This is a genomic window from Idiomarina fontislapidosi, from assembly GCF_003226255.1.
Lineage (GTDB): Bacteria > Pseudomonadota > Gammaproteobacteria > Enterobacterales > Alteromonadaceae > Idiomarina > Idiomarina fontislapidosi.
Genome location: NZ_QJST01000008.1, coordinates 85,290 through 111,064, shown reverse-complemented (window position 1 = coordinate 111,064; position 25,775 = coordinate 85,290). Strand labels below are relative to the sequence as shown.

General features: G+C 48.9%; 25 protein-coding genes. 12 read left to right on the top strand and 13 right to left on the bottom strand.

Annotated features, from left to right (window positions below):
* Nucleotide 1: 1 nt before the first annotated feature.
* Entirely contained in the window at nt 2-1,996 is a 1,995-nt protein-coding gene (gene waaA / locus DFP83_RS09510; RefSeq protein ID WP_110575133.1) for a lipid IV(A) 3-deoxy-D-manno-octulosonic acid transferase, read from the top strand.
* Between the two features lie 81 nt (nt 1,997-2,077).
* Here waaA and DFP83_RS09505 read toward each other — a convergent pair whose 3' ends face one another.
* The 4 genes from DFP83_RS09505 to mutY form a co-directional block, all read right to left on the bottom strand.
* On the bottom strand, nt 2,078-3,331 hold the full coding sequence (locus DFP83_RS09505) for a glutamate-5-semialdehyde dehydrogenase (RefSeq protein WP_110575132.1): 1,254 nt from the start codon (nt 3,329-3,331) through the stop codon (nt 2,078-2,080).
* Nucleotides 3,328-4,443, bottom strand: a complete 1,116-nt coding sequence (gene proB, locus DFP83_RS09500; RefSeq protein WP_110575130.1) for a glutamate 5-kinase — start codon at nt 4,441-4,443, stop codon at nt 3,328-3,330. Before proB ends, DFP83_RS09505 begins: the two co-directional genes overlap by 4 nt.
* A gap of 144 nt (nt 4,444-4,587) precedes the next feature.
* Nucleotides 4,588-4,863: an oxidative damage protection protein gene (locus DFP83_RS09495; protein WP_110575128.1), complete on the bottom strand. Its 276-nt coding sequence runs from the start codon at nt 4,861-4,863 to the stop codon at nt 4,588-4,590.
* Complete coding sequence (mutY, locus tag DFP83_RS09490) at nt 4,860-5,897, bottom strand: A/G-specific adenine glycosylase (RefSeq protein ID WP_110575126.1); 1,038 nt, start codon at nt 5,895-5,897, stop codon at nt 4,860-4,862. Before mutY ends, DFP83_RS09495 begins: the two co-directional genes overlap by 4 nt.
* Nucleotides 5,898-6,108: 211 nt before the next feature.
* On the opposite strand from mutY, the gene DFP83_RS09485 reads away from it, so the two are divergent.
* Both DFP83_RS09485 and trmB read left to right on the top strand, forming a co-directional pair.
* Nucleotides 6,109-7,203, top strand: a complete 1,095-nt coding sequence (locus DFP83_RS09485; protein ID WP_110575124.1) for an OmpA family protein — start codon at nt 6,109-6,111, stop codon at nt 7,201-7,203.
* A 99-nt stretch (nt 7,204-7,302) separates the two neighbouring features.
* Entirely contained in the window at nt 7,303-8,022 is a 720-nt protein-coding gene (trmB, locus tag DFP83_RS09480; protein ID WP_110575122.1) for a tRNA (guanosine(46)-N7)-methyltransferase TrmB, read from the top strand.
* On the opposite strand, the gene hemW is transcribed toward trmB, so the two are convergent.
* Entirely contained in the window at nt 8,000-9,151 is a 1,152-nt protein-coding gene (hemW, locus tag DFP83_RS09475) for a radical SAM family heme chaperone HemW (RefSeq protein WP_110575120.1), read from the bottom strand. The two genes, trmB and hemW, sit on opposite strands and share 23 nt — an antisense overlap.
* Before the next feature lies 1 nt (nt 9,152).
* A complete protein-coding gene (gene rdgB, locus DFP83_RS09470; protein WP_110575118.1) occupies nt 9,153-9,767 on the bottom strand; it encodes an RdgB/HAM1 family non-canonical purine NTP pyrophosphatase in 615 nt (204 codons plus the stop codon).
* Nucleotides 9,768-9,876: 109 nt separating this feature from the next.
* Between rdgB and DFP83_RS09465 the strand changes: the two genes are divergently transcribed.
* Complete coding sequence (locus tag DFP83_RS09465) at nt 9,877-11,610, top strand: potassium/proton antiporter (RefSeq protein ID WP_181416400.1); 1,734 nt, start codon at nt 9,877-9,879, stop codon at nt 11,608-11,610.
* 8 nt (nt 11,611-11,618) lie between these two features.
* Here the strand turns inward: DFP83_RS09465 and DFP83_RS09460 are convergent, their stop codons facing one another.
* Genes DFP83_RS09460 through DFP83_RS09445 form a run of 4 tightly spaced genes read right to left on the bottom strand, consistent with a single transcriptional unit; the run spans nt 11,619 to nt 14,124 of the window.
* A complete protein-coding gene (locus DFP83_RS09460; RefSeq protein ID WP_110575116.1) occupies nt 11,619-12,059 on the bottom strand; it encodes a DUF4426 domain-containing protein in 441 nt (146 codons plus the stop codon).
* Nucleotides 12,060-12,068: 9 nt separating this feature from the next.
* Nucleotides 12,069-12,596: a YggT family protein gene (locus DFP83_RS09455; RefSeq protein ID WP_110575114.1), complete on the bottom strand. Its 528-nt coding sequence runs from the start codon at nt 12,594-12,596 to the stop codon at nt 12,069-12,071.
* Between the two features lie 8 nt (nt 12,597-12,604).
* Nucleotides 12,605-13,426 (bottom strand): pyrroline-5-carboxylate reductase, encoded by an 822-nt coding sequence (gene proC / locus DFP83_RS09450; protein WP_110575112.1) that lies wholly within the window; start codon nt 13,424-13,426, stop codon nt 12,605-12,607.
* A 2-nt stretch (nt 13,427-13,428) separates the two neighbouring features.
* The gene (locus DFP83_RS09445; protein WP_110575172.1) at nt 13,429-14,124 is read right to left on the bottom strand and encodes a YggS family pyridoxal phosphate-dependent enzyme; all 696 of its coding nucleotides are present in this window, start codon (nt 14,122-14,124) and stop codon (nt 13,429-13,431) included.
* A 32-nt stretch (nt 14,125-14,156) separates the two neighbouring features.
* Here DFP83_RS09445 and DFP83_RS09440 point away from each other — a divergent pair, with 32 nt between their 5' ends.
* Both DFP83_RS09440 and DFP83_RS09435 read left to right on the top strand, forming a co-directional pair.
* Complete coding sequence (locus tag DFP83_RS09440; RefSeq protein ID WP_110575110.1) at nt 14,157-15,191, top strand: type IV pilus twitching motility protein PilT; 1,035 nt, start codon at nt 14,157-14,159, stop codon at nt 15,189-15,191.
* Complete coding sequence (locus tag DFP83_RS09435) at nt 15,191-16,225, top strand: metallophosphoesterase family protein (RefSeq protein WP_110575108.1); 1,035 nt, start codon at nt 15,191-15,193, stop codon at nt 16,223-16,225. The genes DFP83_RS09440 and DFP83_RS09435 overlap by 1 nt, the downstream gene beginning before the upstream one ends.
* Here DFP83_RS09435 and DFP83_RS09430 read toward each other — a convergent pair.
* On the bottom strand, nt 16,203-17,825 hold the full coding sequence (locus DFP83_RS09430) for an amidase (RefSeq protein ID WP_110575106.1): 1,623 nt from the start codon (nt 17,823-17,825) through the stop codon (nt 16,203-16,205). The two genes, DFP83_RS09435 and DFP83_RS09430, sit on opposite strands and share 23 nt — an antisense overlap.
* Before the next feature lie 118 nt (nt 17,826-17,943).
* Here DFP83_RS09430 and tsaD point away from each other — a divergent pair, with 118 nt between their 5' ends.
* Nucleotides 17,944-18,963: a tRNA (adenosine(37)-N6)-threonylcarbamoyltransferase complex transferase subunit TsaD gene (gene tsaD, locus DFP83_RS09425; protein WP_110575105.1), complete on the top strand. Its 1,020-nt coding sequence runs from the start codon at nt 17,944-17,946 to the stop codon at nt 18,961-18,963.
* A 3-nt stretch (nt 18,964-18,966) separates the two neighbouring features.
* Here tsaD and plsY read toward each other — a convergent pair whose 3' ends face one another.
* Nucleotides 18,967-19,557 carry a glycerol-3-phosphate 1-O-acyltransferase PlsY gene (gene plsY / locus DFP83_RS09420; RefSeq protein WP_110575103.1) on the bottom strand — a complete coding sequence of 197 codons (591 nt, stop codon included), beginning with the start codon at nt 19,555-19,557 and terminating at the stop codon, nt 18,967-18,969.
* 84 nt (nt 19,558-19,641) lie between these two features.
* Here plsY and folB point away from each other — a divergent pair, with 84 nt between their 5' ends.
* Nucleotides 19,642-20,025: a dihydroneopterin aldolase gene (gene folB / locus DFP83_RS09415; protein WP_110575101.1), complete on the top strand. Its 384-nt coding sequence runs from the start codon at nt 19,642-19,644 to the stop codon at nt 20,023-20,025.
* 5 nt (nt 20,026-20,030) lie between these two features.
* Nucleotides 20,031-20,525 carry a 2-amino-4-hydroxy-6-hydroxymethyldihydropteridine diphosphokinase gene (gene folK, locus DFP83_RS09410; RefSeq protein ID WP_110575099.1) on the top strand — a complete coding sequence of 165 codons (495 nt, stop codon included), beginning with the start codon at nt 20,031-20,033 and terminating at the stop codon, nt 20,523-20,525.
* On the opposite strand, the gene DFP83_RS09405 is transcribed toward folK, so the two are convergent.
* Nucleotides 20,522-21,610 carry a tRNA nucleotidyltransferase/poly(A) polymerase-related protein gene (locus tag DFP83_RS09405; RefSeq protein WP_110575097.1) on the bottom strand — a complete coding sequence of 363 codons (1,089 nt, stop codon included), beginning with the start codon at nt 21,608-21,610 and terminating at the stop codon, nt 20,522-20,524. The genes folK and DFP83_RS09405 overlap by 4 nt on opposite strands.
* An 87-nt stretch (nt 21,611-21,697) precedes the next feature.
* Between DFP83_RS09405 and DFP83_RS09400 the strand changes: the two genes are divergently transcribed.
* The 3 genes from DFP83_RS09400 (at nt 21,698) to DFP83_RS09390 (ending at nt 25,731) form a co-directional block, all read left to right on the top strand.
* The gene (locus DFP83_RS09400) at nt 21,698-23,140 is read left to right on the top strand and encodes an ExeA family protein (RefSeq protein ID WP_181416399.1); all 1,443 of its coding nucleotides are present in this window, start codon (nt 21,698-21,700) and stop codon (nt 23,138-23,140) included.
* Nucleotides 23,140-23,847, top strand: a complete 708-nt coding sequence (locus DFP83_RS09395) for a general secretion pathway protein GspB (RefSeq protein ID WP_110575092.1) — start codon at nt 23,140-23,142, stop codon at nt 23,845-23,847. Before DFP83_RS09400 ends, DFP83_RS09395 begins: the two co-directional genes overlap by 1 nt.
* Nucleotides 23,848-23,949: 102 nt before the next feature.
* Complete coding sequence (locus DFP83_RS09390) at nt 23,950-25,731, top strand: acyl-CoA dehydrogenase C-terminal domain-containing protein (RefSeq protein ID WP_110575090.1); 1,782 nt, start codon at nt 23,950-23,952, stop codon at nt 25,729-25,731.
* Nucleotides 25,732-25,775 lie beyond the last annotated feature (44 nt).

The window sequence follows — 25,775 nt, the reverse complement described above, 5'->3', positions numbered from 1 at the left end:
GATGTTACGTTGGCTCTACGGCGGTGTGATGACGGCTATCACGCCGCTGGCGCTTGCTTGGTTTTTTTATCGAGGACGCAGGGATGCTGGGTATCGCAAATACCTGCGTGAGCGCCTTGGTATTATGAACGCTTCAACCGATAAGCAGAACGGGCTTCTTATTCATACGGTATCGGTAGGCGAAACTATTGCTGCTCGGAGTCTTATCCGACAGGCCATCGAACAGTTTCCCAATTGTCCCATCACGATTAGTTGCATGACACCGACAGCGCGTCGCCTCATCAAACAAAGCTTTGGCGATAGTGTCAGCGTGTGCTATTTACCTATCGATAACCCATGTTCCGTACGCCGGTTTTTGTCGCAACTGAGACCGCGTGCGATATGGGTGATGGAAACAGAACTTTGGCCAAACTTGATGCATCATGCGAGCCGGCGCTACATTCCTGTGAGTCTTTTAAACGCGCGGCTATCAAAGCGGTCAGCTCGAGGGTATGCGCGAGTAGATCGATTAGTACGTGACAGTTGGAAAAGCCTTGCCTATGCTGGCGCTCAGTCACGTGCCTCTGCTCGACGTATGCGATGCCTCGGTATGCGAAATGAGCGGCTCTATGTTGACGGGAACTTGAAATATGATGTTTCGGTGCCCACATCAGAACAATTGGCTGCTGAACAGTTGCTTTGTTTGTCCGAGCAACGACCAGTGTGGCTTGCTGCGAGCACGCACCCAGGTGAGGAAAATGCGGTGCTACGCGCGCATCAGCAGCTATTGAAAAAGTATCCAGAAGCACTGCTAATTTGGGCTCCGCGACACCCTGAGCGATTTGACGGGGTTGCAGAGCTGTTGCAAGAGGCTGAGATTAAATGGAGCCGCCGAAGCACGCTTCGAACAACCGGCGTGACAAGCGATTGTCAGGTTTTATTGGCAGATACAATCGGTGAAATGTTGAAGTGGTGCAGTGTTGCACATGTTACATTTGTCGGCGGTAGCTTAATTGAGCGCGGTGGACATAATCCGTTGGAAGCAGTGGCGGCGGGCTCGGCTGTTATTAGCGGGGACAACATATTTAATTTTGCCGAGGTGTATCGGCTATTGGATAAGCAGGGGAGTGTGCACTGGGCAAAGGATTTTGATCTTGCCACACCGCTGCAACATTTGTTTGATAATGATTCAGTAAGAAAAGCGAGCGTAAGTGCCGCTGAACACGTGCTTAGCACGCATCAGGGCGCCAGTCGACGCATGTTAGCCCATGCGCAAAGGTTTAGCGATATAGGACAGCAAATGATAGCGACATTTACGACAAAACGTGATGTGATTAAGTTTGATAAGGACGTGTTGCCAGAATTTGAGGATAACTTCTTTTCTGCTAAATATTGGCAGCAGAAAAAGGCGATTGCTGGTAACGCGGCGGGTCGAGCAACCGTTTGGTTTATTCAGCAGGGTGATCACGGTATGGTGCTACGGCATTATTATCGGGGCGGTTTAGTGGGTAAGGTGAACAAAGATAAGTTCATGCGAGAACCTGTTGAACGCAGCCGTGCGATTGCTGAATTTGATTTATTGGTGAAACTTCGAAACCAAAACCTGCCCGTGCCCAGACCAATTGCTGCACGCATGCGTAAAGTGGGTGTAATGAGCTATACCGCTGATATCTTGGTGGAAGTCATTCCTGGCGCTGTGGACGTATGTCGCTTGTTAAGCGAGCGGCAACTGAATGAAGAACAATGGCAATCTTTGGGCGCAGCCATTCGTCAGTTACATGATAAGAACGTCTACCACTCGGATTTAAATTGTCACAACATTATGCTCGATGACAATGATAAGCCTTGGATCGTGGATTTTGATAAATGTGGCTTTAGAGAACCGGGTGATTGGAAGAAAGAAAATTTAGAACGGTTGCTACGCTCACTGAAAAAAGAAAAAGCGAAGCATGAGACGTTTTATTGGAAAGAGAGCCGAGATTGGCCAGAGCTTTTAACGGGCTACGAAAAAGGCTAATCACATATTCAGACAGGTCAGTATAAAAAGGCCCGTCAATTTCAATTGGCGGGCCTTTTTGTATGCTCTCAGAGGTTTCGGTTAGTCACGAATCTGACCGTTACCTGTGACCACAAATTTCTCGGTAGTGAGCGCTTGCAAGCCCATCGGACCATAAGCGTGTAGCTTACTCGTAGAGATACCGATCTCTGCACCGAGACCCAATTGACCGCCATCAGAGAAACGCGAAGAGGCGTTCGCCATGGTAACCGCTGAATCGACTTCGCGGATAAAGCGTTTTGCTGTTTGGTCGTTCTCTGTAATGATAACTTCAGTGTGTCCGCTACCAAAACGTTTGATGTGTTCAAGCGCGCCATCAAAGTCATCAACAGTGCGGATAGCAATTTCAAGGGCAAGGTATTCTTGACCGAAATCATCGACTGCGATTTCATCAGCACCATCAAAATAGCTGACTGATTTGTTGCAGGCGTGCACTGTGACGTCTTTTTCTGCTAAAGCCTTGGCAGCCATCGGCAAGAACTTATCTGCGATGTCTTGATGCACTAACAAGCCTTCAAGCGCGTTACATACGCCTGTACGCTGCGTCTTACCGTTAAGCAAAATCGCGAGTGCTTTGTCTAAATCAGCATCTTTATCAACATAGAGGTGACAAACGCCTTTATAGTGCTGAATGACAGGGATCTTGCTGGTATCACTGACAAAGTGAATCAGTCCCTCACCGCCGCGTGGGATCACTAAGTCAATATAGTCTTTCTGTTGCAGCAACTCAGTCATAACTTCACGGTCTGGTGTAGGAACCACTGTGATGACATCTTTTGGCAAACCACTTTGCTCAAGTGCTTCATGCAGTGCCGCAGCAATGGCTTTACTACTCTCGATTGCTTCGCGTCCGCAGCGTAGGATCACCGCATTGCCTGACTTAAAGCACAATGCACCTGCGTCCGCTGTAACGTTAGGACGTGCTTCATAAATCATGCAGATGACGCCCAGTGGGATGCGCATTTTTTCAATTTTCAATCCATTTGGACGTTCTTCTAGCAAGTAGCTGTCGCCCACTGGATCTTGTAAATCGATGATTTCTTCAATCGCGGTTGCCATCCCCTCGACACGTTCTGCGGTCAGGTGTAAGCGATCCATCATGGCGTCACTTAAACCTTTCTCTTTACCTGACTGCATATCGGTTTCGTTTACTTTAAGGATTTCGTCCTTGTGTGCACGAATAGTATCAGCCATTTTCTGCAGAACGGCGTTTTTCTCTTTTTCTGATAAAGTGGCCACAGCATGCGCTGCATCGGCTGCGCGCTTGGCAATTTGTTGTGCTAAATCTTGACTCATGAGTCCTCCAAAATCATCAAATCGTCACGGTGAATCACTTCAGTAATTGGGCTATAGCCGAACTGTTCAGCGATATCTTCCGTTTGTTGACCCTTGATGTGCATTAATTCGTGTGAGCTATATTGGCAAATGCCCTTGGCGATAGCGTCGGTATCATTGGCGCTGCGGACAAGTACCGCGTCGCCTCGGTCAAAGTCGCCTTGAACGTCGACAATGCCCGAACTGAGCAGTGACGCACCGTTCTCTAATAAAGCTTTCTCTGCGCCCTCATCGATTAAGACTTCGCCTTGCGCGACGAGCGTGTGACGTAACCAGTGCTTCTTATTGCTAATTGGGTCTGATTGACGTCTAAATAACGTGCCCGGAATTTCACCTTGCAACAACGACTCAAAGGTTTCACCTTTGCGGCCATTGACGATGTAGGTATCGATACCGTGTGAAGTCGCTTTTTCAGCAGCTTCTACTTTGGTTCTCATGCCGCCTGTGCCTACAGCACTGACTGAGCCACCGGCTAATGAGTATATGCTCTCGTCGATTTGCTCAACGACAGGAATCTTTTTCGCGTCAGGGTTTACATTAGGGTCAGCGTCATACAGACCATCAATGTCTGAGCAAATGAACAACGCATCGGCGTCAACGAGGGTTGCGACCATCGCCGCTAGGTTGTCGTTATCACCGACTTTCATCTCGTCTGTCGCGAGTGCATCGTTTTCGTTTACAACAGGTAAAACATTGTGTTCTAACAATCTGTTGAGTGTGTTCTTGATACTTACGTAACGAGCACGGTCACGTAAGTCACTATGTGTCATCAATAGTTGGGCGCATGGAAAGTCAAAAAAGCGCGACCAATATGCCATCATTTCGTTCTGACCAACAGCTGACATGGCTTTTCGGACAGTAACGGGTAGCTTCTGATGCTCAAATGGAATGTGCTTTCTTCCAGCGGCAACACTGCCTGAAGAAACGAGTACGACTTCTTGGCCGCGTTCTCGACACTCGTTAATAAAACGGGCGATGGGCAGTAGGTACTTGGTACTCACTCCGGTTTCATCTGGCGCAATGAGCGCACTGCCTACTTTTAGGACGGCTCTTCGCCAGGATGGCGCTTTCATATAGACTCCCTTTTCATGAATTCGTTAGTAGTCTAACAGATTGGCTTTTTTATCTCTACTCACAGAGCCTTAAAGCTTCATAAGCCAAAGCTATTGTCAATATATTAGTCAAAAATAAATTACTGTGTTAGCTCTATTTCAGATTTATGATTCACTCGGTGGTGTATAGCCTTCCACCGTGACGTCCTTTCTTTCGAATAGGAACTCTTTCATACGTTCTTCTAAGAATTTTCGATCGTCCTCGGCCATCATATTTAGACGATTTTCGTTAATCAGCATGGTCTGCTTTTTTTGCCATTCAGCCCATGCCTCTTTGGATATGTGATTAAAAATACGTTCGCCTAGTTCGCCCGGGTAAAGCTGGAAGTCCAGCCCCTCGGCTTCTTTTTGTAAATATTCGCAATAAACGGTTCTACTCATTTTAACGTCCTTAGTTTTTTAAATAGTTTGACTGTGACAGCGGAGTATCCTAGTTCTTCTTCCTTATTGAATGATACCCAGCGTTGCTGTCTTTCATTAATGGCATTTGAAGCGTCGCTGTCAACTACGATTGGGTGACAATCTAAGGTGAAATGACTGAAGACATGCTTAAACGGTGATAATTCGATCACTTGCTCGGGGCCGGCTGGCAATTCACGTAATAGTTCGTTCTTACTCTCATATTCCGGAAAGCTCCATAGACCTCCCCAAATACCTGTCGCAGGACGTTGCTCAAGCATTACCGAGTGAGTTTTTGGGTTGCGTTGGATAAGAAGGTATCGCGTGCGCACAGGGTTTTGTTTTTTCGGTTTGGGTGCTGGTATGGTGTTTACTGCATCCTCTTTGAGTGCGATACATTGTTCTGCTAAAGGGCAGTGAGCACAGTCAGGTTTGCCTCGAGTACACACCAACGCGCCTAAATCCATCATCGCCTGGTTGTAGTCATCGTGACGTTTGCTCGGCGTGAGTGCCTCTGAATGCTGCCAAAGAGAGCGCTGTACTGATGCTTTTCCGGGCCACTCACGAATACCGTAATAACGCGCAAGTACGCGTTTAACGTTGCCGTCGAGTATCGCGGCGGGCTTGCCAAAGCCAAGAGATAGCACTGCACCTGCGGTCGAACGTCCAATCCCCGGCAGCGCCTCGAGCTCCTCTTGCGTATCGGGTAACTGGCCACCATGTCGCTCAACGGCACATTGCGCTGCCTTGTGTAGATTTCGCGCGCGAGCGTAATAACCCAAACCTGTCCATAAACTGAGTACGACATCTTGGTCGGCTTGCGCGAGTGCCGATAATGATGGAAAGCGCTCTATGAATCGTCTAAAATAGGGAATAACCGTATTGACTTGTGTTTGTTGTAGCATAATTTCTGATAGCCACACCTTATACGGCGTCTTATCGATTTGCCAGGGAAGGGTCTTTCGCCCGAATTTATCAAACCACTGCAGAACATGGTCTGAAAACAGCTCGTTCATTAAGGCCTCTGATTAACATCAATGTATTTTTATATCACTCAGTCTATTGTTTAACGCTTTGTAAATAAACCGCAAACCTGTCTGACAAATAAAAATTTAGCTTTATAATTCTAATTATTATGAACGAACATTATGATCCGCATATGTTATTTATCGTACTAGGTAATAGACGAAGTACGAGATTCTTAATTGCATGAAGAAGGAGATTGCAATGAACAAATTGAACGCAATATTATTGGCTTTAGTGAGCGCTGGCGTGACAGGAACGGCGATGGCGCAACAAACTCAAGTTGAACAAAACGACATTTATGTAGGCGCACGCCTTGGTGCATTTGCTCCGGACTCTGAACGCGTTGCAATCGATAATAACGCACTCGTACCTGTCGATTCTGGTTTCGACACACTTGCGACAGGTCTTGAAGTCGGTGTAATGCTGACCAAAGCATGGGAAGCACGTGTTTACTATGATTACATGGAATCAGATTTGGATCCGACTGGAAACGCCTATGGCGAAAGCTACGGTTCTGACATCCTGTATCATTTTAATGATTTGGTTTACGGTGGTTTAGGTGTTGTCAGTACCGATATTGGTGGAGTCGCTGATAAAGCAGCACGCGCAACTGTAGGTCATCGCTCATTTATTAATAATAATTTAGCGTGGCGCGTTGAAGGTGGTGTTCAACGAGGCTTTGATGAAGATTATACCGAGGGTTTTGCTAACGTCGGTTTACAATGGTTCTTCGGTGGACGCGACGCGGTAACAGAAGCGAAACCTCGTCCAGCTCCGGCAAAACCTGCTGAACCAGCACCGCAGCCTGAACCACAACAGGCTGTAGATAGCGATGGTGATGGCGTAGTTGATAGTCGTGACCGCTGTGCAAACACGCCGGCGACATACTCAGTTGATGAGAATGGTTGTGTACTGTACACCAATGAAACGATTCGCGAAGAGCTACTTGTTGAGTTCGACCTGAACTCTTCTAAAGTCCGCAAAGACGCGATGGAACCCATTGCTGAAATGGCTGAGTTCATGAAAGAGCATCCACAGTTGGATATTACAATTCATGGACACACGGACTCTACTGGCGAAGCTAAGTATAACCAGTGGTTGTCTGAGCGCCGCGCCAAGTCAGTGGCTGACGTATTAGTGGACAGCTATGGTATTTCTGCAAGCCGAGTGAAATCGGTAGGTCATGGTGAAAGCCAACTTAAAGTGCAAGAAAACAGTGCGGCCGATCGTCAAGAAAACCGTCGCATTGAAGCTGAACTGAAGGTTGTTACACGCGTACCGGTTGAAAAGAACTAAATTGCGTTAACCGCCTTTAATAGGTGATAATAGAGAGCAGGCTCATGAAAATGAGCCTGCTTTTTTATTTTAGTGAGCGCAACAGTTGAGTGAAAATAGATGAGTCAGTTTAAAAGTGCTGAAGAAGCCGCAGCAGCTGGAAAATATGTACGTCGGATCCGCAGTTTTGTGAAGCGTGAAGGGCGGTTAACAAAAGGCCAAGCCGCCGCTATCGAACGTCAATGGCCGCAGCTTGGGCTGGCACTTGAGCAAGGGCAGCTCAATTTTGAGACGGTATTTAACAATACCAACCCAGTGACTCTAGAAATTGGCTTTGGTATGGGGCATTCATTGGTCGAAATGGCAAAGAATGCGCCTGAAACGAACTTTATTGGTATCGAAGTGCATGAACCTGGGGTAGGAGCCTGCTTGATGGCTGCAGAGGACGCCGGCGTTACTAATTTACGCTTGTTCAATGACGATGCAGTTGAAGTGCTTGAGCAGTGTATCGCTGATGAGAGCTTACAACAGGTACAAATTTTCTTTCCCGATCCGTGGCATAAAAAGCGCCATCATAAACGCCGTTTGATCCAACCTGAGTTTGTCGCCCACCTGTGTAAAAAGCTAAAGCCGAACGGCGTGATTCACTTAGCGACCGACTGGGAAAACTACGCCGAACATATGCTAGAAGTGTTGTCCGGCGAACCACAGTTAACAAACCTCGCAAAAATGGGGGACTTTATTCCTCGTCCAGACGAGCGACCTAAAACTAAGTTTGAGCAACGTGGCGAAACGAAAGGCCACGGTGTTTGGGACCTTAAGTTTCAGAAAGCAACGTAGTCAGCACATCATTTAAGAACCGGTGACCTAGGGGCGTGAGTTGCCAGTGGTCACTGGTTGACTCGACCCAGCCCTTGGCTATGGCTTCTTCGAGGGCGCTATCGCCTTGTTCTACGCTGAGACCTGTAAAGCGCTCAAATTGTTGTTTTGAAACAGGCTGGAACAGACGAAACTGGTTCATGAAGAACTCGAAACTACGCTCCTCGGGTTCAACATGCCACTCGCGGTATCGTAACGCTCGGGTGAGGTCGAGATAGCCTTGTGGGTGTTTTATTTTTTCACAACGGAGAATCGTGTCTTGCTCCGGTATCGTGATCTTACTGTGCGCACCACAGCCAATACCCAAGTAATCGCCAAACTGCCAATAATTCGTGTTATGCACACTTTGGTGACTCGGTTTGCAGTAGGCACTGACTTCGTATTGTTGGTATCCCGCTTTGATAAGCGCTTCATGCCCGCGTTGATATATCGCCCATAAGGTATCGTCATCGGGTAATGTCGGTGGTCGACTGGCAAACAATGTATTGGGTTCTATTGTTAATTGATACCATGAAATATGAGGTGGATTGAGTGCGATAACGCCCTCTAGGTCACTCAGTGCATCAGCTGCCGACTGTCCTGGCAGCCCATGCATTAAGTCTAGATTAAAGCTTTTTAATGACAGCTCGCTCGCATGCGCAGCTGCGGTGCGTGCTTGTTGTGGGTCATGGATTCGACCCAGTGTACGCAGGTGCTCAGCATTTAGGCTCTGGATACCAATCGAAAGACGGTTTACGCCGGCTTTAATGAATCCCCCAAAACGCTCGACTTCAAAAGTGCCTGGGTTAGCCTCCAAGGTTATTTCGCAATCTGCGGTCAGCGTCACACGCTTTCGCACGCCATCGAGCAATCGCTGAATACCTTCAGCGGTAATTACACTCGGTGTTCCACCGCCAATAAAAATTGACTTAATGGGTCGATCTTGCACGCCTTCGAGATCGGCTGATAGATCATCTAATAAGCGACCAATGTATGCGTGCTCGGGAATACTTCCTTGGATTTTATGTGAGTTAAAGTCGCAGTAAGGACATTTCTCCACACACCATGGGATATGAATGTAAAGCGATAGCGGTGGACGCGTTAATGACATATTAAGCCTGTTCTGCAAATTGCTGAATTAACTGGGAAAGTGCCTTTCCACGATGACTGATTTGTTGTTTGACGGCTTTCTCAAGTTCGGCGGCTGAGCAGTCATGCTCAGGCACATAAAAAATAGGATCATAACCGAAGCCGCCCGTGCCGCTGGGCTGCTTGAGCAACGTACCGCGCCATTCGCCGTGGCAAATCAACGGCGTCGGATCGGCTGCATGTTGCATAAACACGAGTACACAGTGAAAGCGTGCTTCACGTTGCTCAATCCCAGACATCTCGGCAAGTACGCGCTGAATATTATCGGCATCGGTTGCTTGTGCGCCCGCATAGCGAGCAGAGTAAACCCCAGGGGCACCGTCAAGCGCTAATATTTCCAGCCCCGAGTCATCCGCAATGGCGGGTAATCCCGTATATGTACATGCATTGCGCGCCTTAATAATGGCGTTTTCTACGAACGTTGTGCCGGTTTCTTCGGCTTCTGGCACGTCCCACTCACTCTGCGGACGTACTTGCCAAGTCTGGGTTGCAGCTTGGTTTGCCAACATCGATTGCAATTCACTTACTTTTCCTTGGTTTCCTGTTGCTAGCACCAAGGTGAAATCGTGTGTTGTCATAGAAAAATCTCAAGTCAAATTAGTGACATCATGATACCGTTTGAGCGTGCCTTTTAAAATCAATGATTCATAATAAAGGGCATGGATAAATTATAAGAAGAAAAGGAGAATGCATTTGGATGCTGCAAATACACTGATTTTAGTGTGTGGTTTTTTGTTAGTGGTGAGTATCCTTGCAGGTATTATCTCTAATCGCCTGGGCGCACCGATTCTACTCGTTTTCCTCATCGTCGGGATGCTGGCAGGCACCGATGGTGTGTTAGGCCTGAGCTTTGATAATCCTAATATTGCGTTTTTTATTGGTTCGATTGCGCTGGTAATTATTCTATTTGATGGCGGTATGCGGACTAATCCAGAGCGCTTCCGTGTCGCGCTCTGGCCTGCGATAAGTCTAGCGACTATTGGCGTCGCATTGACCTGTACCTTGGTCGCAACGACCGCTGTATATCTATTTGATTTGCCGTGGACAGCGGCACTACTCATCGGTGCGATCTTAAGCTCAACTGATGCGGCGGCGGTATTTGGTATTTTCCAATCGCAGGGCTTGCAGATTAAAGAGCGTGTTGGTGCGACGCTTGAAATTGAGTCAGGCAGTAACGACCCGATGGCGGTTATTCTCACGTTAACCATGACCAGTGCTGCGGCATCGGGTGAGTTCTCAGCATGGTATCAGATGGTCGGTAACGTCGCTTGGCAGCTCGCGGGGGGCCTGATTATGGGATGGCTCGCGGGGCGCGCATTTATTATAGCGGCGCGTAAATTGCCCCTCAGCTTCTCGTTTTTACCACTATTGGCGATAGCCAGTGCCGTCATGGTTTACGCGCTGACTGCTTTTTTGGATGCCAGTGGGTTCTTAGCGGTATATCTAATGGGATTCGTGATCGGTAATTCGCGGTTACCGCAATTGGTGCATATTCTTCATGTGCAGGACGGTCTAGCGTGGTTGAGTCAGATTAGTATGTTCCTCATACTTGGCTTATTGGTAACCCCATCGCACGTGGTGCAGTATTTACCTGTTGCCATCGGTGTTGCGTTTACGCTGATCTTTGTCGCCCGCCCGATAGCGGTGTTAGTAAGCTTATTGCCGTTCAGCTTCCCTTGGCGTGAACAGGTCTTCATTAGTTGGGTGGGTTTGCGCGGCGCTGTGCCGATTATTTTGGCACTATTCCCATGGTTAAGTGGTGTTGAGCAGCAAGAGCTGTACTTTGATGTAGCCTTTGTCGTAGTGCTCATTTCGTTGATTATTCAAGGCTGGACCATCGCGCCCGTTGCGCGCTGGCTTCAATTAGAGGTCCCGAAACGTCCCGAACCAGCTCAGCGAATGCCGCTCGCATCTGTTTCAAGTCGTGAGGCGCTTGAGGTATGGTCTTATCCGATAGATAAAGACTCGCCCGCCTGCGATCACGCATGGAAAGAGCTCAAACTGACCGCGCCTGCGACCTTCGTGGGTGTCATTCGTGACGGCGACTGGCTGCAACCCGAAACACAACCCATTGTGCGTGAAGGCGATGTATTGTTGGTAACCGCAACGGTTAAGGATATTGACGAAGTCAGTCGTATTCTGGCATCCGGTGGCAAAGGCATGCAAATGAGTGACAAAGGCTTCTTCGGTGACTTTACTCTGCGTGGTGATCTGACGATTGCCGAGCTTGCCAGTGTTTATCCAACCGGTGATGTGGATGAGTCGATACTCAGTATGACGCTGAATGACCACTTTAAGGATAAATTCCATCGCCGTGTGGTGATTGGCGATAGCTTAGTTATTGGCTCACTGACAGTAACGGTGCGGAGTTTGCGTAAATCGGGTGATATTGAAGCGGTGGGTGTGAAAGCAACAGAGTGAGCCTCGGCTCACTCTTGATAAAGCTGCTGCTCGAATTCAAGACGGTGGCTTTTCCCGGCACCATCGCTAATATCGATTTTAAAACGCATGAGCTCTTCATCACCGAACAAAAAGTCGGCGATGTAATAAATGCTCTTGCCTTCATCGATTTTTTGAAAGTCGAGTGTTTGTACACCACCGCGCGGGTTGATTACGTGCCCCTTCAAATTGGCTGCAACGGCTTGTTGATCTGCGCTGTTGAGCACGGCGATATTGATTAAACCGGTTTTTTCACTGCGTTGAATGTCATAGGTTGAGGCAATTTCAGCGGTCAAAAAGGTTGAGTTGAACGCATTGTAATGGACATCCCATCCACCCAATTGCTGCTTTTGCTCGGCAAGCGAAGCACCGGAGAAGGTGCTCGCTGCGAGTAATAGGGTAAAGGTTAAATAGCGACTTAGTTGTTGCATTGCTGGCTCCTAAACGCCGATCAAGATGCGTAAGAACTGAATTACAATAATCACAATCAACACCGACAAATCCAATCCACCCAGCGGCGGTATGATACGACGCACAGGGGCAAGGAAGGGTTCGGTTAATTGATACAGCATGGCTTCCATTGGATTGTAGCCCTGCGAGAACCAACTCAGTAATGCGCGGATAATCAGGATCCAGAATAATGTGGTTAGAAACGCACTGACGGTCGACAGTAAGCCCTGTACCACAATTACTAAAGGATTAACGGGGATATCGTTTAACCACACGAGCGCGCCGATTTTGAGCATGCCAAGTGCAACCGCCAATAGTAGACAGGCTAAATCAATTCGTCCGCGTGATGGGATGACTTTGCGCAAGGGGCCAACAACGGGCTCAGTGGCTTTGACGACAAACTGGCTGAGCGGATTGTAGTAATCCGCTCGAACCGCTTGCATCCAAAGGCGCAAAACAACCACGATCAAATAAAGTTCGACCAGTGTGGTTAATAGAAACTGCATCGCGTTATTCATGGTCGCTCCTAAAACAGATCCGCCATTTCCTGATTACGTTTTACTGCGGCTTTAACAGCATCAGCGGAAATAGTGTGCAGATCACGTTGCTGATAAACTTCAACACCTTTTGCGGTTGAACCGCCTTTACTGGTTACTTGTTTGCGCAGATCTTCTAACGTTAGGTCGCTTTCTTTTGCCATTTGCGCAGCACCTAAGCAGGTTTGCTGCACCATCGCGCGCGCCTTTTCGGGATCAAAGCCCAGTTCCATCGCGCCCTTAGCTAAGCTATCCATAAACTCGAAGAAGTATGCTGGACCACTGCCTGCGACCGCACCTAAGATGTCGAGCTGGTCTTCATCGGCGACCCATAACGTATCACCTACGCCATCAAAAACCTCGGTCACATAGGCTTTGTCTTTATCATCGGCACTGTCGGTCACCAAGCCAGACATCCCCTGACCAACCAGTGAAGGTGTGTTTGGCATCACGCGAATGATAGTGATGTCATCACCCAGGTAAGTGCGGTATTTCGGCATGCGAATACCTGCGGCGATTGTAATGATGAGCTTGTCTGCCAAGTTATCAACTTTGCTTTTAATATCTGCGCACACTTGTTCCATTAACTGTGGCTTGACTGAAAGTACGATAACGTCAGCTTGTTTAATGACTTCAATATTGTCTTGGCTGGTGTTAACACCCAAGCTACTCTTCATTTTTTCAAGTTTTTCGGGGCTTGGGTTGCTGACAAAAATGTGGTCAGCAGGGTAGCCACTTTTGCACATGCCGCCGACAATGCTTTGCGTCATATTACCTGCGCCAATAAATGCGATTTTACGAATATCGTTCATTATCACTCCCGTTGTCCAAAAATTGCGCTTCCAATACGTACCATGTTAGCACCTGCGAGTATGGCTTGTCGCATATCACCGCTCATCCCCATGGAGAGGGTGTCAACCGATGGGTGCATTTGCTGTAATTGTTCGTACAGCGAGCGCATGGCCGCGAAGCTGTTGAGTTGTTGGTTTTCGTTGGTATCTGCTTCTAAGATGGTCATGATGCCTCGCAGTTTCAAGTGCGAGCATTGACTCACGAACTCGGCGAGTGCATTCACATCATGTTTCTGCACGCCCGATTTATTCGGGTCGTTGTCGATATTGACCTGTAGGAGCACGTTAAGCGGCGCTAAGTTTTCGGGACGTTGCTCATTCAAGCGACGCGCGATTTTTTCGCGCTCAATGCTTTGCACCCAGTCAAAATGTTCAGCCACCAGTTTCGTTTTGTTCGACTGAAGAGGACCGATAAAATGCCAAACCAGATCGAGGTCGTTAAGCTGTTCAACTTTATCGACCCCTTCTTGAACATAATTTTCGGCAAATTCACGTTGACCTGCCTCATAGGCGGCACGAATCGCCTCAACCGGATGCTTTTTGCTGACCGCCAGCAATCGCACCGTCTCGTTAAAACGACTCTGCGCGGTTATCTCATCGATTTCTTGGCGAATTTGACCAAGACTTTTCACAATATTTTCTGCTACCTTTGTCACTATTATTCCTTGCTTAACAAATAGAGAAATCAACAATGAATGTAAGCGAACTGCTTTCCTTTAGTATGAAGCAATCTGCTTCAGATTTGCATCTTTCTGCGGGCAGTGTGCCTATGATACGGGTGGACGGCGATATTCGACCACTGAAAATGGATCCGCACTCCCACGATGAGCTGCAAGCCATGTTGTTTGAAGTCATGTCTGATAGCCAGCAACAAGAGTTCAATGAACGTTTTGAATGCGATTTCTCGTTTGCGATTGAGTCTGTTGCGCGATTCCGTGTCAACGTGTTTACTCAACGTCATGGCATCGCTGCTGCTTTCCGTGTGATCCCGAGCGAAGTGACGACACTCGAAGAGCTCGATGCGCCTGATATATTTAAAGAGATCGCCGATGCTCCGCGTGGCTTAGTGCTGGTTACCGGGCCTACTGGCTCGGGTAAGTCGACTACGCTCGCAGCTATGGTGGATTACATTAACCGTTCGCGCGCTCAGCATATTTTGACCATCGAAGATCCGATCGAATTTGTGCATGACAATAAACAGAGCTTAATCAGTCAACGCGAAGTACATCGTGACACACGTAGCTTCGAGGCGGCGTTGCGCTCGGCATTGCGAGAAGATCCTGATGTTATTTTAGTGGGTGAGATGCGCGACTTGGAAACCATTCGGCTTGCCATGACAGCGGCCGAAACAGGTCACTTGGTGTTAGGTACATTGCACACAACGTCGGCGCCAAAGACCGTGGACCGCATTATCGATGTGTTCCCAGGGGATGATAAGCCGATGGTGCGCTCGATGCTTTCTGAGTCATTACGGGCCGTGATTTCGCAAAGCTTATTAAAACGTGTGGGCGGAGGCCGTGTGGCTGCACACGAGATCATGCTTACCACGCCGGCGATAAAAAACCTGATTCGAGAGGATAAAGTAGCGCAAATGTACTCAGTCATACAGACGGGTCAGGAAAAGGGCATGCAAACCCTCGATCAATCGTTAAAGAAATTACTCTCACGGGGCGATATAGATAGAGAGGAGGCGCGTCGGTGCGCCGCAAATAGAGAGGATTTTTAGTGGTACGTCTTGGGTTAGCGATAGTATTCACTGTCACCTTTGCATTGGCTGCGCAGGCACAACAGTCAACGCGTATTGCGTTGGGATGTTGTGTCGATCAAAGCGAACGGCAAGCCGTGTGGGATGCGCTGAATCTCGCGGAACCTGAGGTCTTTGCCTTATTGGGCAACGGTGTCTCGGCAGATGCTGATGACATGGATGAGTTGTTAGCTGCTTATGAAGTATTTAACCGTTATCGTGGGCCTCGCTTGTTGAGGCGTAACAGTGCTTTTGTCTCGACCTGGGGTGCTGATGATTACAGTATCGACGGTCATGAAGGTGCGGATAATCCGAGGCGTTATGCGGTCCGCAATCATTTCTTAACGTTTTGGCGCGAACCTTTAACATCGCCGCGCATGTTTCAAGAGCACGGTATTGCTAAGAGCTTTATCGTTGGCGAGGCACCACAGCGCGTTCAGATTATTTTATTAGACACGCGTTGGGCGCGCGAGCCTCTCAAAACTAAAGGTGTGTTCGCTCGGATCGGTCATTATTTTGACGACAATACCGGTCCTTACCAAGTGGGTCCTACTCACCGATTGCTAGGCGAGGGTCAGTGGCAGTGGCTCGAAGAGCAGCTTAAGAAAGACGCAGAAGTCCGTGTGATACTCTCAGAAATGCCTTTTGTTGCGCCGCAGAATGGCTTCCCGAGTTGGGCATTGTTTACCCAAGAACAACAACGCCTATTTGCGCTGATTGATAACCTTGAAGTAAAACATGTGTTGTTTGGGCACGGCGGTGTTCATTTTGGGCAAATTGTGAAGGCGCCTCAGTTGCTAGATTATCCGGTTTGGCAAGTCAGCTCGGGCACAATTAACCGAAGCGATGAAACGCCGTATCAGTTTAATCAGCGACAAGGTTCGGGTGAGCCAAGCACGCGGTTTGGTATGATCGAGATTACGTGGTTAGAACAACCGACCGTGACACTGTCACTTCGTGACGTCAACGGTCGGTCGTTGTCTTCTACAACGATTAATTTGAGTGAGTTGCAGTAGTGCTGAGTTGTGGCGGTTGGCGATGTTGAGTCGCTTGCTCATAACTGTAAGCGGCTTCAATCAACACAGGTTCAGCGTGTGCGGTTGAGAAAAAGCTCATACCTACAGGTAGCTTCGGCTGTTGCGGCAGTTCGATGTAGCCCATTGGAACGGTGATGTGCGGATACCCTGCAACTGCGGCTGGTGAACTGGCTGAACCCGCATAATGATCGCCGTTGACTAAATCGATTTTCCAGCTCGGTCCCGTGGTGGGGGCAACTAATAGGTCAAGATCGTGCTCCGCTAACATGGCATCGATACCCTCTGCGCCTGCTAAACGCTTACTTTTTTCCAGTGCTTCTTGATAGCGCGGCGCATCGGCTTCGGTCATGTTGTTAGCCATAATAAAAAGCTCTTGCCCAAAATAAGGCAGCTCTTGTTGCGCCATTTTATTATTCGCTTCGATCAAATCTGCCATGCTGCGATAAGGCAGCTTGGTGGTGGCAAGGTAGTTGGCCATATCCTGCTTAAACTCGTAGAGTAAAACGGTAAATTCGGCATCGCCAAACTGCCCATAGGTCGGCATTTCGACATCAACTAAGGTCGCTCCCTGTGCTTCTAAAATCTCCAGTTGCTGTTCAAACTGGTTATCGAGCAGTTCATTGTAGCCCATCAAGTTGCGCACCACACCGATCCGCTTACCTTCTAAGCCGTCCTCATTCAGGTACTCGGTAAACACGGTGTCGGTGCGAAAGCTTGCCGCATCGCTACCATCATATGACGCCATCGCCTGCATTAGCGTCACTGCACCTGCGACACTGCGTGTCATAGGGCCGGCGGTATCTTGGCTGTGTGAGATAGGAATGATGCCGTCACGGCTAATCAAACCTAACGTCGGCTTGATACTTACAATGCCGTTGACAGCGCCAGGGCATACCAATGAACCGTCGGTCTCGGTGCCTACTGCGAAGGTGGTAAAATCAGCCGCCACAGCTGCGCCCGAGCCTGCACTCGATCCGCATGTTGAGCGTGTTGTGTCATAAGGGTTGCGAGCTAGTCCGCCAACACCACTCCAACCAGAACTTGAGCGTGTTGAGCGAAAGTTGGCCCATTCACTTAAATTCGCTTTACCGAGAATAATCGCACCTTGCGCACGCAAGTTTTTTACAAGCGCTGCATCGTCCTCGGGGTAATTCTCTGCAAACAGCAAAGAGCCTGCGGTATTGGCTAAACCGTCTGCTGTGTCAATGTTGTCCTTGAGGAGCACTGGTATGCCATGCAGCGAGCCGCGCACATCGCCTTGCTTGCGTGCCTCATCGAGTGCTTTCGCATCGGCTAGTGCATCAGGGTTCAAACTAATAACGGCTCTTAACTCGGCGCCTTGTTGATTATGTGCGGCAATACGGTCTAGGTAATAGGATACTAATTGTTCGGAAGTCAGCTGTCCTTGCTCAAGCGCTTGACTGATAGTGGTGTAGTCTGCATTAGCAAATTGAAACGCCGCTTCGTTTTGATTCGTTGTGGGTGCTTGGGTTGTTTGCGTGGGTGCCGTCTGACAGGCCGAGAGCGCCAACGCGAGGGCGAGTGATAAACTCGTTTTAGTGAGCGTATTAAGACTCATAGGTATCTTCATCCTTGTTATTTTTATGTAGCCCTAAAATCGCATACCTTCTTAGGTATGGCGAGAAAAAATAAGGTAGAATAGCGGAATATTGAGATTTACAGCAGGTTGTATAGGTATGAAAGTTCTGGGTATCGAAACCTCGTGTGATGAAACGGGGATCGCCATTTATGATACAGAAAACGGCTTGTTAGCCCACCAACTTTATTCGCAAGTTAAATTGCATGCGGATTACGGTGGTGTGGTGCCAGAGCTCGCTTCGCGCGATCACGTTCGAAAAGTGCTGCCGCTGATTAAAGCGGCACTCGCCGAGGCGGAGCTAACACAAAAGGACATCGATGCCATTGCGTATACGTGCGGTCCCGGTCTTGTTGGTGCCTTATTGGTTGGTAGTTGTATAGGTCGTAGTTTGGCCTTTGCTTGGGACGTGCCTGCTATCGGCGTGCATCACATGGAAGGTCATTTACTTGCACCAATGCTGGAGGTTAATCAGCCGGAATTTCCATTTGTTGCGTTATTGGTGTCAGGCGGGCACACGCAATTGGTTGATGTGAAAGGTATCGGCGAGTACGAGTTACTCGGTGAGTCGGTGGATGATGCTGCGGGCGAAGCGTTTGATAAGACGGCTAAACTCATGGGGTTAGATTATCCAGGGGGGCCTCGGCTTGCCAAATTAGCTGAAGGCGGGCGTTCTGATATGTTCAAGTTTCCACGTCCCATGACAGATCGTCCTGGTCTTGATTTTTCGTTTAGCGGTCTTAAAACTTTTACTGCGAATACGTTGGCGGCAAGTCCTGATGACGATCAAACCCGTGCTGACATCGCCCGTGCGTTTGAAGATGCAGTAGTCGACACCTTGGCGATTAAGTGCAAGCGCGCATTAGAACAAACTGGACGCAAGCGCTTAGTCGTCGCAGGTGGTGTGAGTGCTAACAAGCACCTGAGACAGCAGCTTGAGCAATTACTTAGCAAGTTGGGTGGACATGTGTTTTATCCACGCACTGAATTTTGTACCGATAATGGTGCGATGATCGCGCTTGCAGGAGCTTTTCGTCTGCAAGCAGGTCAACAGACAGGATTAGCAATCAAAACCTTTCCACGTTGGCCACTTACCGAGTTGGCACCGCACGCAGAGTAACGGTTATTGATCGCGGCGAAACGAGGTTTCTTTACCTGATGTGAGCCGCGCAATATTTGCTTGGTGGCGCCACAAAATGAGCGCGGAGATCATAATAACCGGCACAGTATATTGCGGTTTAATCCAAAACGCATAAAAGGGCGCCAAACAGACCGTTACCAATGCCGCTAAGGAAGAAATCCGACTCAGTTTAAACACGATCAACCACGTGGCAATCAGCAGTAGCGCCATTTCCCATGCTACAGGGAACATCGAACCCAATGCCGTTGCCACTGCTTTGCCGCCACGAAAATTAAAATACAACGGAAAGATGTGACCTAGACAAGCGGCTACAGCGATCAAGCCTAAGAAAAACGGTTCGATACCTAAAAAGTAGGATCCCCATACTGGAATCATTCCTTTGAGTACGTCGAACAATAGCGTCAATAGGGCGGGCAGTTTACCGCCTACGCGGTACACATTGGTTGCACCAGGATTACCTGAGCCAGAGAGGCGGGGATCGGGTAACCGCCAGATTTTGCAGATCAGCACCGCACTACTGATCGAGCCCAGTAAGTAGGCAGCGAGTATCATCAGTAAAGTCAGTGCGCTCATAGGGTTCGTTTCTTTCCAGTATTAGGTTAAGCTTTATAGGTCTAGAATAAGCGGTTTTTAGTTGAATTACCAATGAGGAAATATATGTCCCAACAAGGTTTAGATGAGGTGCTCATTGAGGGGCTCGAAATCGATGCAACGATTGGTGTTTATGACTGGGAACAGGATATTCAACAAAAACTGCTGATCGATCTTGTGCTTGCGTGGGACTGTCAACGGGCAGGCGAATCCGACAACATTGATGATGCGCTCGATTACGCTGCGGTGAGCCAAGCTGTTGAAAAATGGGTTAAGGCGCAACCCAGAGCGTTGATCGAAACGGTGGCCGAAGGTATTGCTGAATTACTGTTTAAGGACTTTGGCGTGACTGAGGCGCAAGTTAAGGTGAGCAAACCAGGTGCGGTGCCAAACGCGGCTAACGTTGCTGTGAAAATACGACGTACTCGTGTTGATGGACCGTTTGGATAAGCAAGATGGCGTGTGTATTTTTAGGGATCGGTTCGAATTTAGATCGTGAACGCCATATTCTTAACGGGCTGATCGATATAAGTGAGCACTTTAACTGGGTAAGACGTTCGCCGGTTTATGAAAGTGAAGCCATCGGCTTTGCTGGTCACGCGTTCTATAACCTTGTCGTTGAAGTGACGACAGAACTGGATGTTGAGGCTGTCTTGCAGCAGTGTAAAGCGATTGAACAGGCACATGGACGCACCCATGGCGGGCCAAAGTTCAGCCCTCGCACGCTGGATATCGATGTGTTGCTGTATGATGACCTGATAAGAGACGCAGACCCTCAGCTTCCACGCGCCGAAATTCTCGAGAATGCGTTTGTATTACAGCCACTGGCCGATATCGCGCCAACACGAAAGCATCCTGTCACAGGTTATACCTATCATACCTTATGGCAGCGCTATAACCGCTCGCAACAGTTGGCTCCCCTTGCAGATGAGCGTTGGCTGCCTTTTTAAGCCAACCCTCGCTTTATTGCTAGTAAACGTTCCTCGCTAAGCGCTCTGCCGACTTCGGGACCCTTTAATCCCCTTGCTACGAGCGCACCCGCGTTGATCGCCCGAGCTTGCGTGAGTGCCTCGACGATACCGCCATCACTGATATTAGGACGTGCGATATTGCGGATATGGGCGAGCTGCTCAATACGATCTGGTTGTCGCCACATATCGGTGTTATCCGCAAGCGTGAGCAGGTCAGAGGGACTCAAGGGCGAAGGTTGCAGTAACTGGGCGCGGCTGGCATAAACAGCCTGCGCCAAGCGCTTGTATTGATTAGGGAGGCGTAAGCGCTGACTGAGTTGTTTCAGATCAAAGTTATCCTGCTGGCGCAACATCAGCGTAGCAAAACGTGTATGGGTGCACGGAGTCACCTGTGTAATTTGTTGGAGGTCACTGAGCAGCTCGGTGCTCACGCTGAGTTCAGGTACGATCGGTTGCCAGGCATCCACTTCAATGAGTAACTCAATAAATGCAGAGGGTGCGTCGGTACTTAAGGCCTTTTCCCATTCTCGCCAAACTCGCTCAGCGACAAGTGTCGTAAGCTCGCCCGATTGTGCCATTGTGCGCATGAGATCTTTGGTCTGGTCTGCGACGATAAAACCAAACGTTTTAAATCGTGCATAAAAGCGCGCAACGCGTAGAACCCGTAAGGGGTCCTCGATAAAAGCCGATGAGACATGGCGTAGCACCCTTTTTTGAATATCTTGCTGACCACCAAAGGGGTCAATCAATTGACCATGCTCATCTTGCGCAATGGCGTTGATGGTTAAGTCGCGACGCTCAAGATCTTCGGGTAAGGTGATCGATGTATCCGTGTTGACCTGAAAGCCTGTATAGCCCTGTCCCTGCTTACGTTCAGTGCGTGCAAGCGCATACTCCTCTCGCGTCTGTGGATGGAGGAATACTGGAAAATCTTTACCGACTTGTTGGTAGCCAAGCTGCAGCATTTGCTCTGGCGTAGCACCAACGACAACGTAATCTTTGTCACCAACGGGACAGCCTAATAACTGATCTCGAACGGCTCCACCTACTAAATATATATCCAAGTGCACCTCCTTGCTTTAAGGTGATGATCGCGAATCACTAGTTTAAGCGCAAGTAAGTCGTTACACTGAGGGTAAAAAAGTTTTGGCATGACTATGTATCAACAGCATTTTGGACTATCCGCAGAACCATTTTCGATCGCGCCGGATCCCCACTTTCTTTATCATAGCGAGCGCCATCAAGAGGCTCTAGCGCATTTGGTACAAGGTTTACAGGGGAGTGGCGGCTTTATACTGCTGACCGGTGAGGTCGGTACAGGCAAGACCACGGTTTCGCGTGCGCTATTGGAACAGCTGCCCGACTCGACCGAGATCGCTTTTATATTAAATCCGATGCTTAATGAGGATGAACTCTTAGCGACTTTGTGTGATGAATGGGGCATTCGTTATCAAAAAGGACGTGCCACGCGAAAAGTGCTCACCGACAAAATAAGTCAGTTTTTGTTGGATGCCCATCAGCAGGATAGGCAGTGTGTCGTGCTGATTGATGAAGCACAACACCTCAAGCCACAGGTATTGGAACAACTGCGATTATTGACCAACCTCGAGACGACGAAGAGTAAGTTGTTGAGAGTGATTTTGATTGGTCAACCTGAGCTACAAACCTTGCTTAAACGACAAGAGTTGAGGCAGCTTGCCCAGCGCATTACGGCGCGTTATCACCTGCTACCGTTAACCAACTATGATACGGAACGTTATATTGCGTATCGCTGTCAGATGGCTGGCGCGAATCGACCCTTATTTACCCAACCCGCCGCAATGAACGCGCATAAGTTAACGGGTGGGGTGCCGAGATTACTCAACTTGCTGTGTGATCGGGCGCTACTGGTGGCATACGCAGACGGCCAGATGCAAGTGGACAAGGCTCATGTAAAACGTGCCGCCCATGAGCTCGGGCAGTTTGACGAACCCCATCAAAAAGCGAATCAACGCCCTCGTTGGCCCTGGTTGTTACTGCCGCTCGCTGCGATGGCGATTGCGGCTGTGATTCGTTGGTGGCCAGCAACAGAAGCTGAAGTCAGCGCTTCTGAGCGTACTTATGATTACCACAATGCGCAGCTACTGGCCTCGGCCTGGCAGCTACCCAAGCCGCCCCGCGATAAAGCATTTTGTGATTGGGTGACGAACTATCAATTGGCGTGCTTAAGAACACATTCGGTCAGTGTGGCTCAGCTACAAAATATTAATTATCCAGCGTTACTGTTAAGTGATGGTCAAGCAGGCACGGTGCTCGCCTCAATGGAACCCGTTGATACACAGGCATGGTCAGGTGAAGTGATAGGCCTGTATCAACGGCCTGACATTCGTTATCAGCGTGGGAGTGCTGACGTGGGTGAATTGACTGAATGGGTTAAGCAACAACTGGCGCGCTATTTAAGTGATAGCCAGCAGCGTTTGGACGCGCGGACGCAATTACAAGCGCTGCAGCGACAAGCAGGCCTGCCGGTAACAGGTGAGCTCAATCCGCTCACGTTGGCATGGTTGAGTGCGCGTTATTATGAATCAGGACCGCGCTTGCAGGAGGTAAACTGATGTCTTCTATCCTCAAAGCCCTTAAACAACAGCAGTCCCCCATTGTGCGCACGCAAAGTCATTTGCATAACGAACTCTTTGCTGCGCAAAAAACAGCAGGTACAGGTGCCGTTAAATGGATTGTTGCTGCCTGTGTAGCCGCTGTCGTGGGGGTGTTGTTCATTTGGTTTGTGCCGTTTGAACAGCAGGGCTCGGTTGCCACAGCGAATGTCGAGCAAGCGCCTCAATATGACTGGGGGTCTGTTAACGACCTCCCTGCGGTGAACTGGGACGCCGCGCCGGAACCTCAGCCGCCTGAGCCAGAGCCCATCGTGGTGAATCCACAAGGTCAGGTGTCAGCGCGGCAAGAAAGTCAGCAGGAGGCGTTGGCGACCGAGGGGATTTCTGACGACTTGTTGAGTCGTTTTGAGCAAGCCGTTAAAGCAACTGCGGATGCCAATCAAGATCCGGTGGACAGTGTTATTCCCACGTTACCGAAATTGAATCCGGCCATGCAGCGTCAGGTGCGACCGTTCAGCTATGATGCCCATATGTATGTTTCGGATGAAAGTCGGCGCTGGATTGAACTCGATCAGCAAAAATTGGCAGTCGGCGATCAATTTCGTGATATGGAAGTTGTAAAGATTGAACCACAACGAGTGGTTTTACGCAGACAGGGCAAGCTTTTCGCGGTAGAAGCCTTGGTTGATTGGAAAGGTGTTCAATGATTGACAATTGACCCTGACCTTTTTACTCTTTAAACAACTGAATTAAACACCCGTTTGAAAATTGCGTTGAACGGGCTTCACATTGTTAAAGAGAGGTAGGTCATGGCCGATTATCGTGCGCCAAGAGATGACATGGACTTTGTCCTTCATGATGTATTCAATGTCACCGCCGATTGGCAAAAAAGCGATATGCTTGCGGATATGATGGATCAGGATACTGCGTCTGCGATCCTAGATGAGGCAGCGAAAGTTGCGGAACAGCTCATTGCCCCCGTTTCCCGCCAAGCGGATGAAGAAGGTGTCACCTTTAATGGCGGTGAAGTGACAACGCCAGCCGCTTACAAAGAAAATTTTCGCCAGCTAGCTGAAGGTGGTTGGGTCGGGGTTACCGCAAACCCTGACTTTGGCGGAATGGGCTTACCAAAATCGCTCTCCGCACAGTACGAAGAAATGCTGTGCTCAGCAGATGTCGCCTTTTCGTTGTATCCGGGGCTTACCTCGGGCGCGATTATGACGCTTGACTTGCATGCCAGCGAAGACATCAAACAAACCTATCTAGAGAAAATGGTGCAAGGTGAATGGACGGGGACCATGTGTCTTACCGAGCCACATGCTGGTACCGATTTGGGTATTATTAAAACCAAAGCTGAGCCGCAAGGTGACGACAGCTATTTAATCTCAGGCACGAAAATCTTTATCACCGGTGGTGAGCATGACCTGGTGGATAATATTGTTCACTTAGTTTTAGCAAAGCTGCCAGATGCGCCTGCCGGCACTAAAGGTATTTCGCTGTTTGTCGTTCCTAAATACCTCGTGAATGAAGATGGTTCAGTGGGTGAACGCAATGCGGTTAGCTGTGGTTCCATTGAGCACAAGATGGGTATTCATGGCTCTGCAACTTGTGTGATGAACTTTGATGCGGCACGTGGCTGGATGGTAGGTGAGCCGAATCGTGGTTTGGCCGCGATGTTCACGATGATGAATTACGAGCGTCTGGGTGTTGGTATTCAAGGTTTGGGTACTGCCGAGCGGTCTTATCAAAACGCGCTTGAATATGCGAAGGACCGGATCCAAGGACGTGGAGCAAAAGCAACACGTGATATGAATGCGGCCGCCGATCCTTTGTTGGTACATGGCGATATCCGCCGCATGCTGTTAACCATGAAATCACTGACCGAGGGTGGTCGTGCGTTTTCAACTTGGGTCGGTCAACAGTTGGACCGCGCTAAGTACGGTGAGTCGGAAGAAGTGAAACAGCGTGCTGATGCGATGGTGGCATTGCTCACCCCCGTGGCAAAAGCGTTTTTAACTGATACTGGGTTAGAATCAACTATTCATGGCCAACAAATTTTTGGCGGGCATGGGTATGTCCGTGAATGGGGTCAAGAACAGTTAATTCGTGATACTCGAATCGCCCAGATTTATGAAGGTACTAACGGTATTCAAGCCTTGGACTTATTGGGTCGAAAAGTAGTGGGCTCCAACGGCCAACTGCTACATCCGTTTGTTGCTGAAATCCGTGAGTTTATTGAGCAAGCAAGCAGCGATGTATGGTCAACTCAATTTAATCAGTTGGCAAATGCAATTTCTGACCTTGAGCGAGTTACCAGCCAGATCATTGAACGCGCTCAGAGTGACGAGAACCAAGTCAACTCGGTTGCGGTGGAGTATTTACATTTAGTCGGTTATATTGCTTATGCATATTTATGGTTACGCATGGCACTGGTAGCCGAGACAAAACAAGATGAGCGGCCTTATTTAGCCAGCAAAATCAAAACAGCGCGGTTTTATTTTGCCCGAATGCTGCCACGTATTGCTTCGCTTATCAGTGCTATCGAAGACGGTAGTGAGAGCTTATACTTACATGACGACGAAGACTTCTAATCAAACTATTAGGTTTTATCGAGATAGTCGCCGCCCCCAAGGTT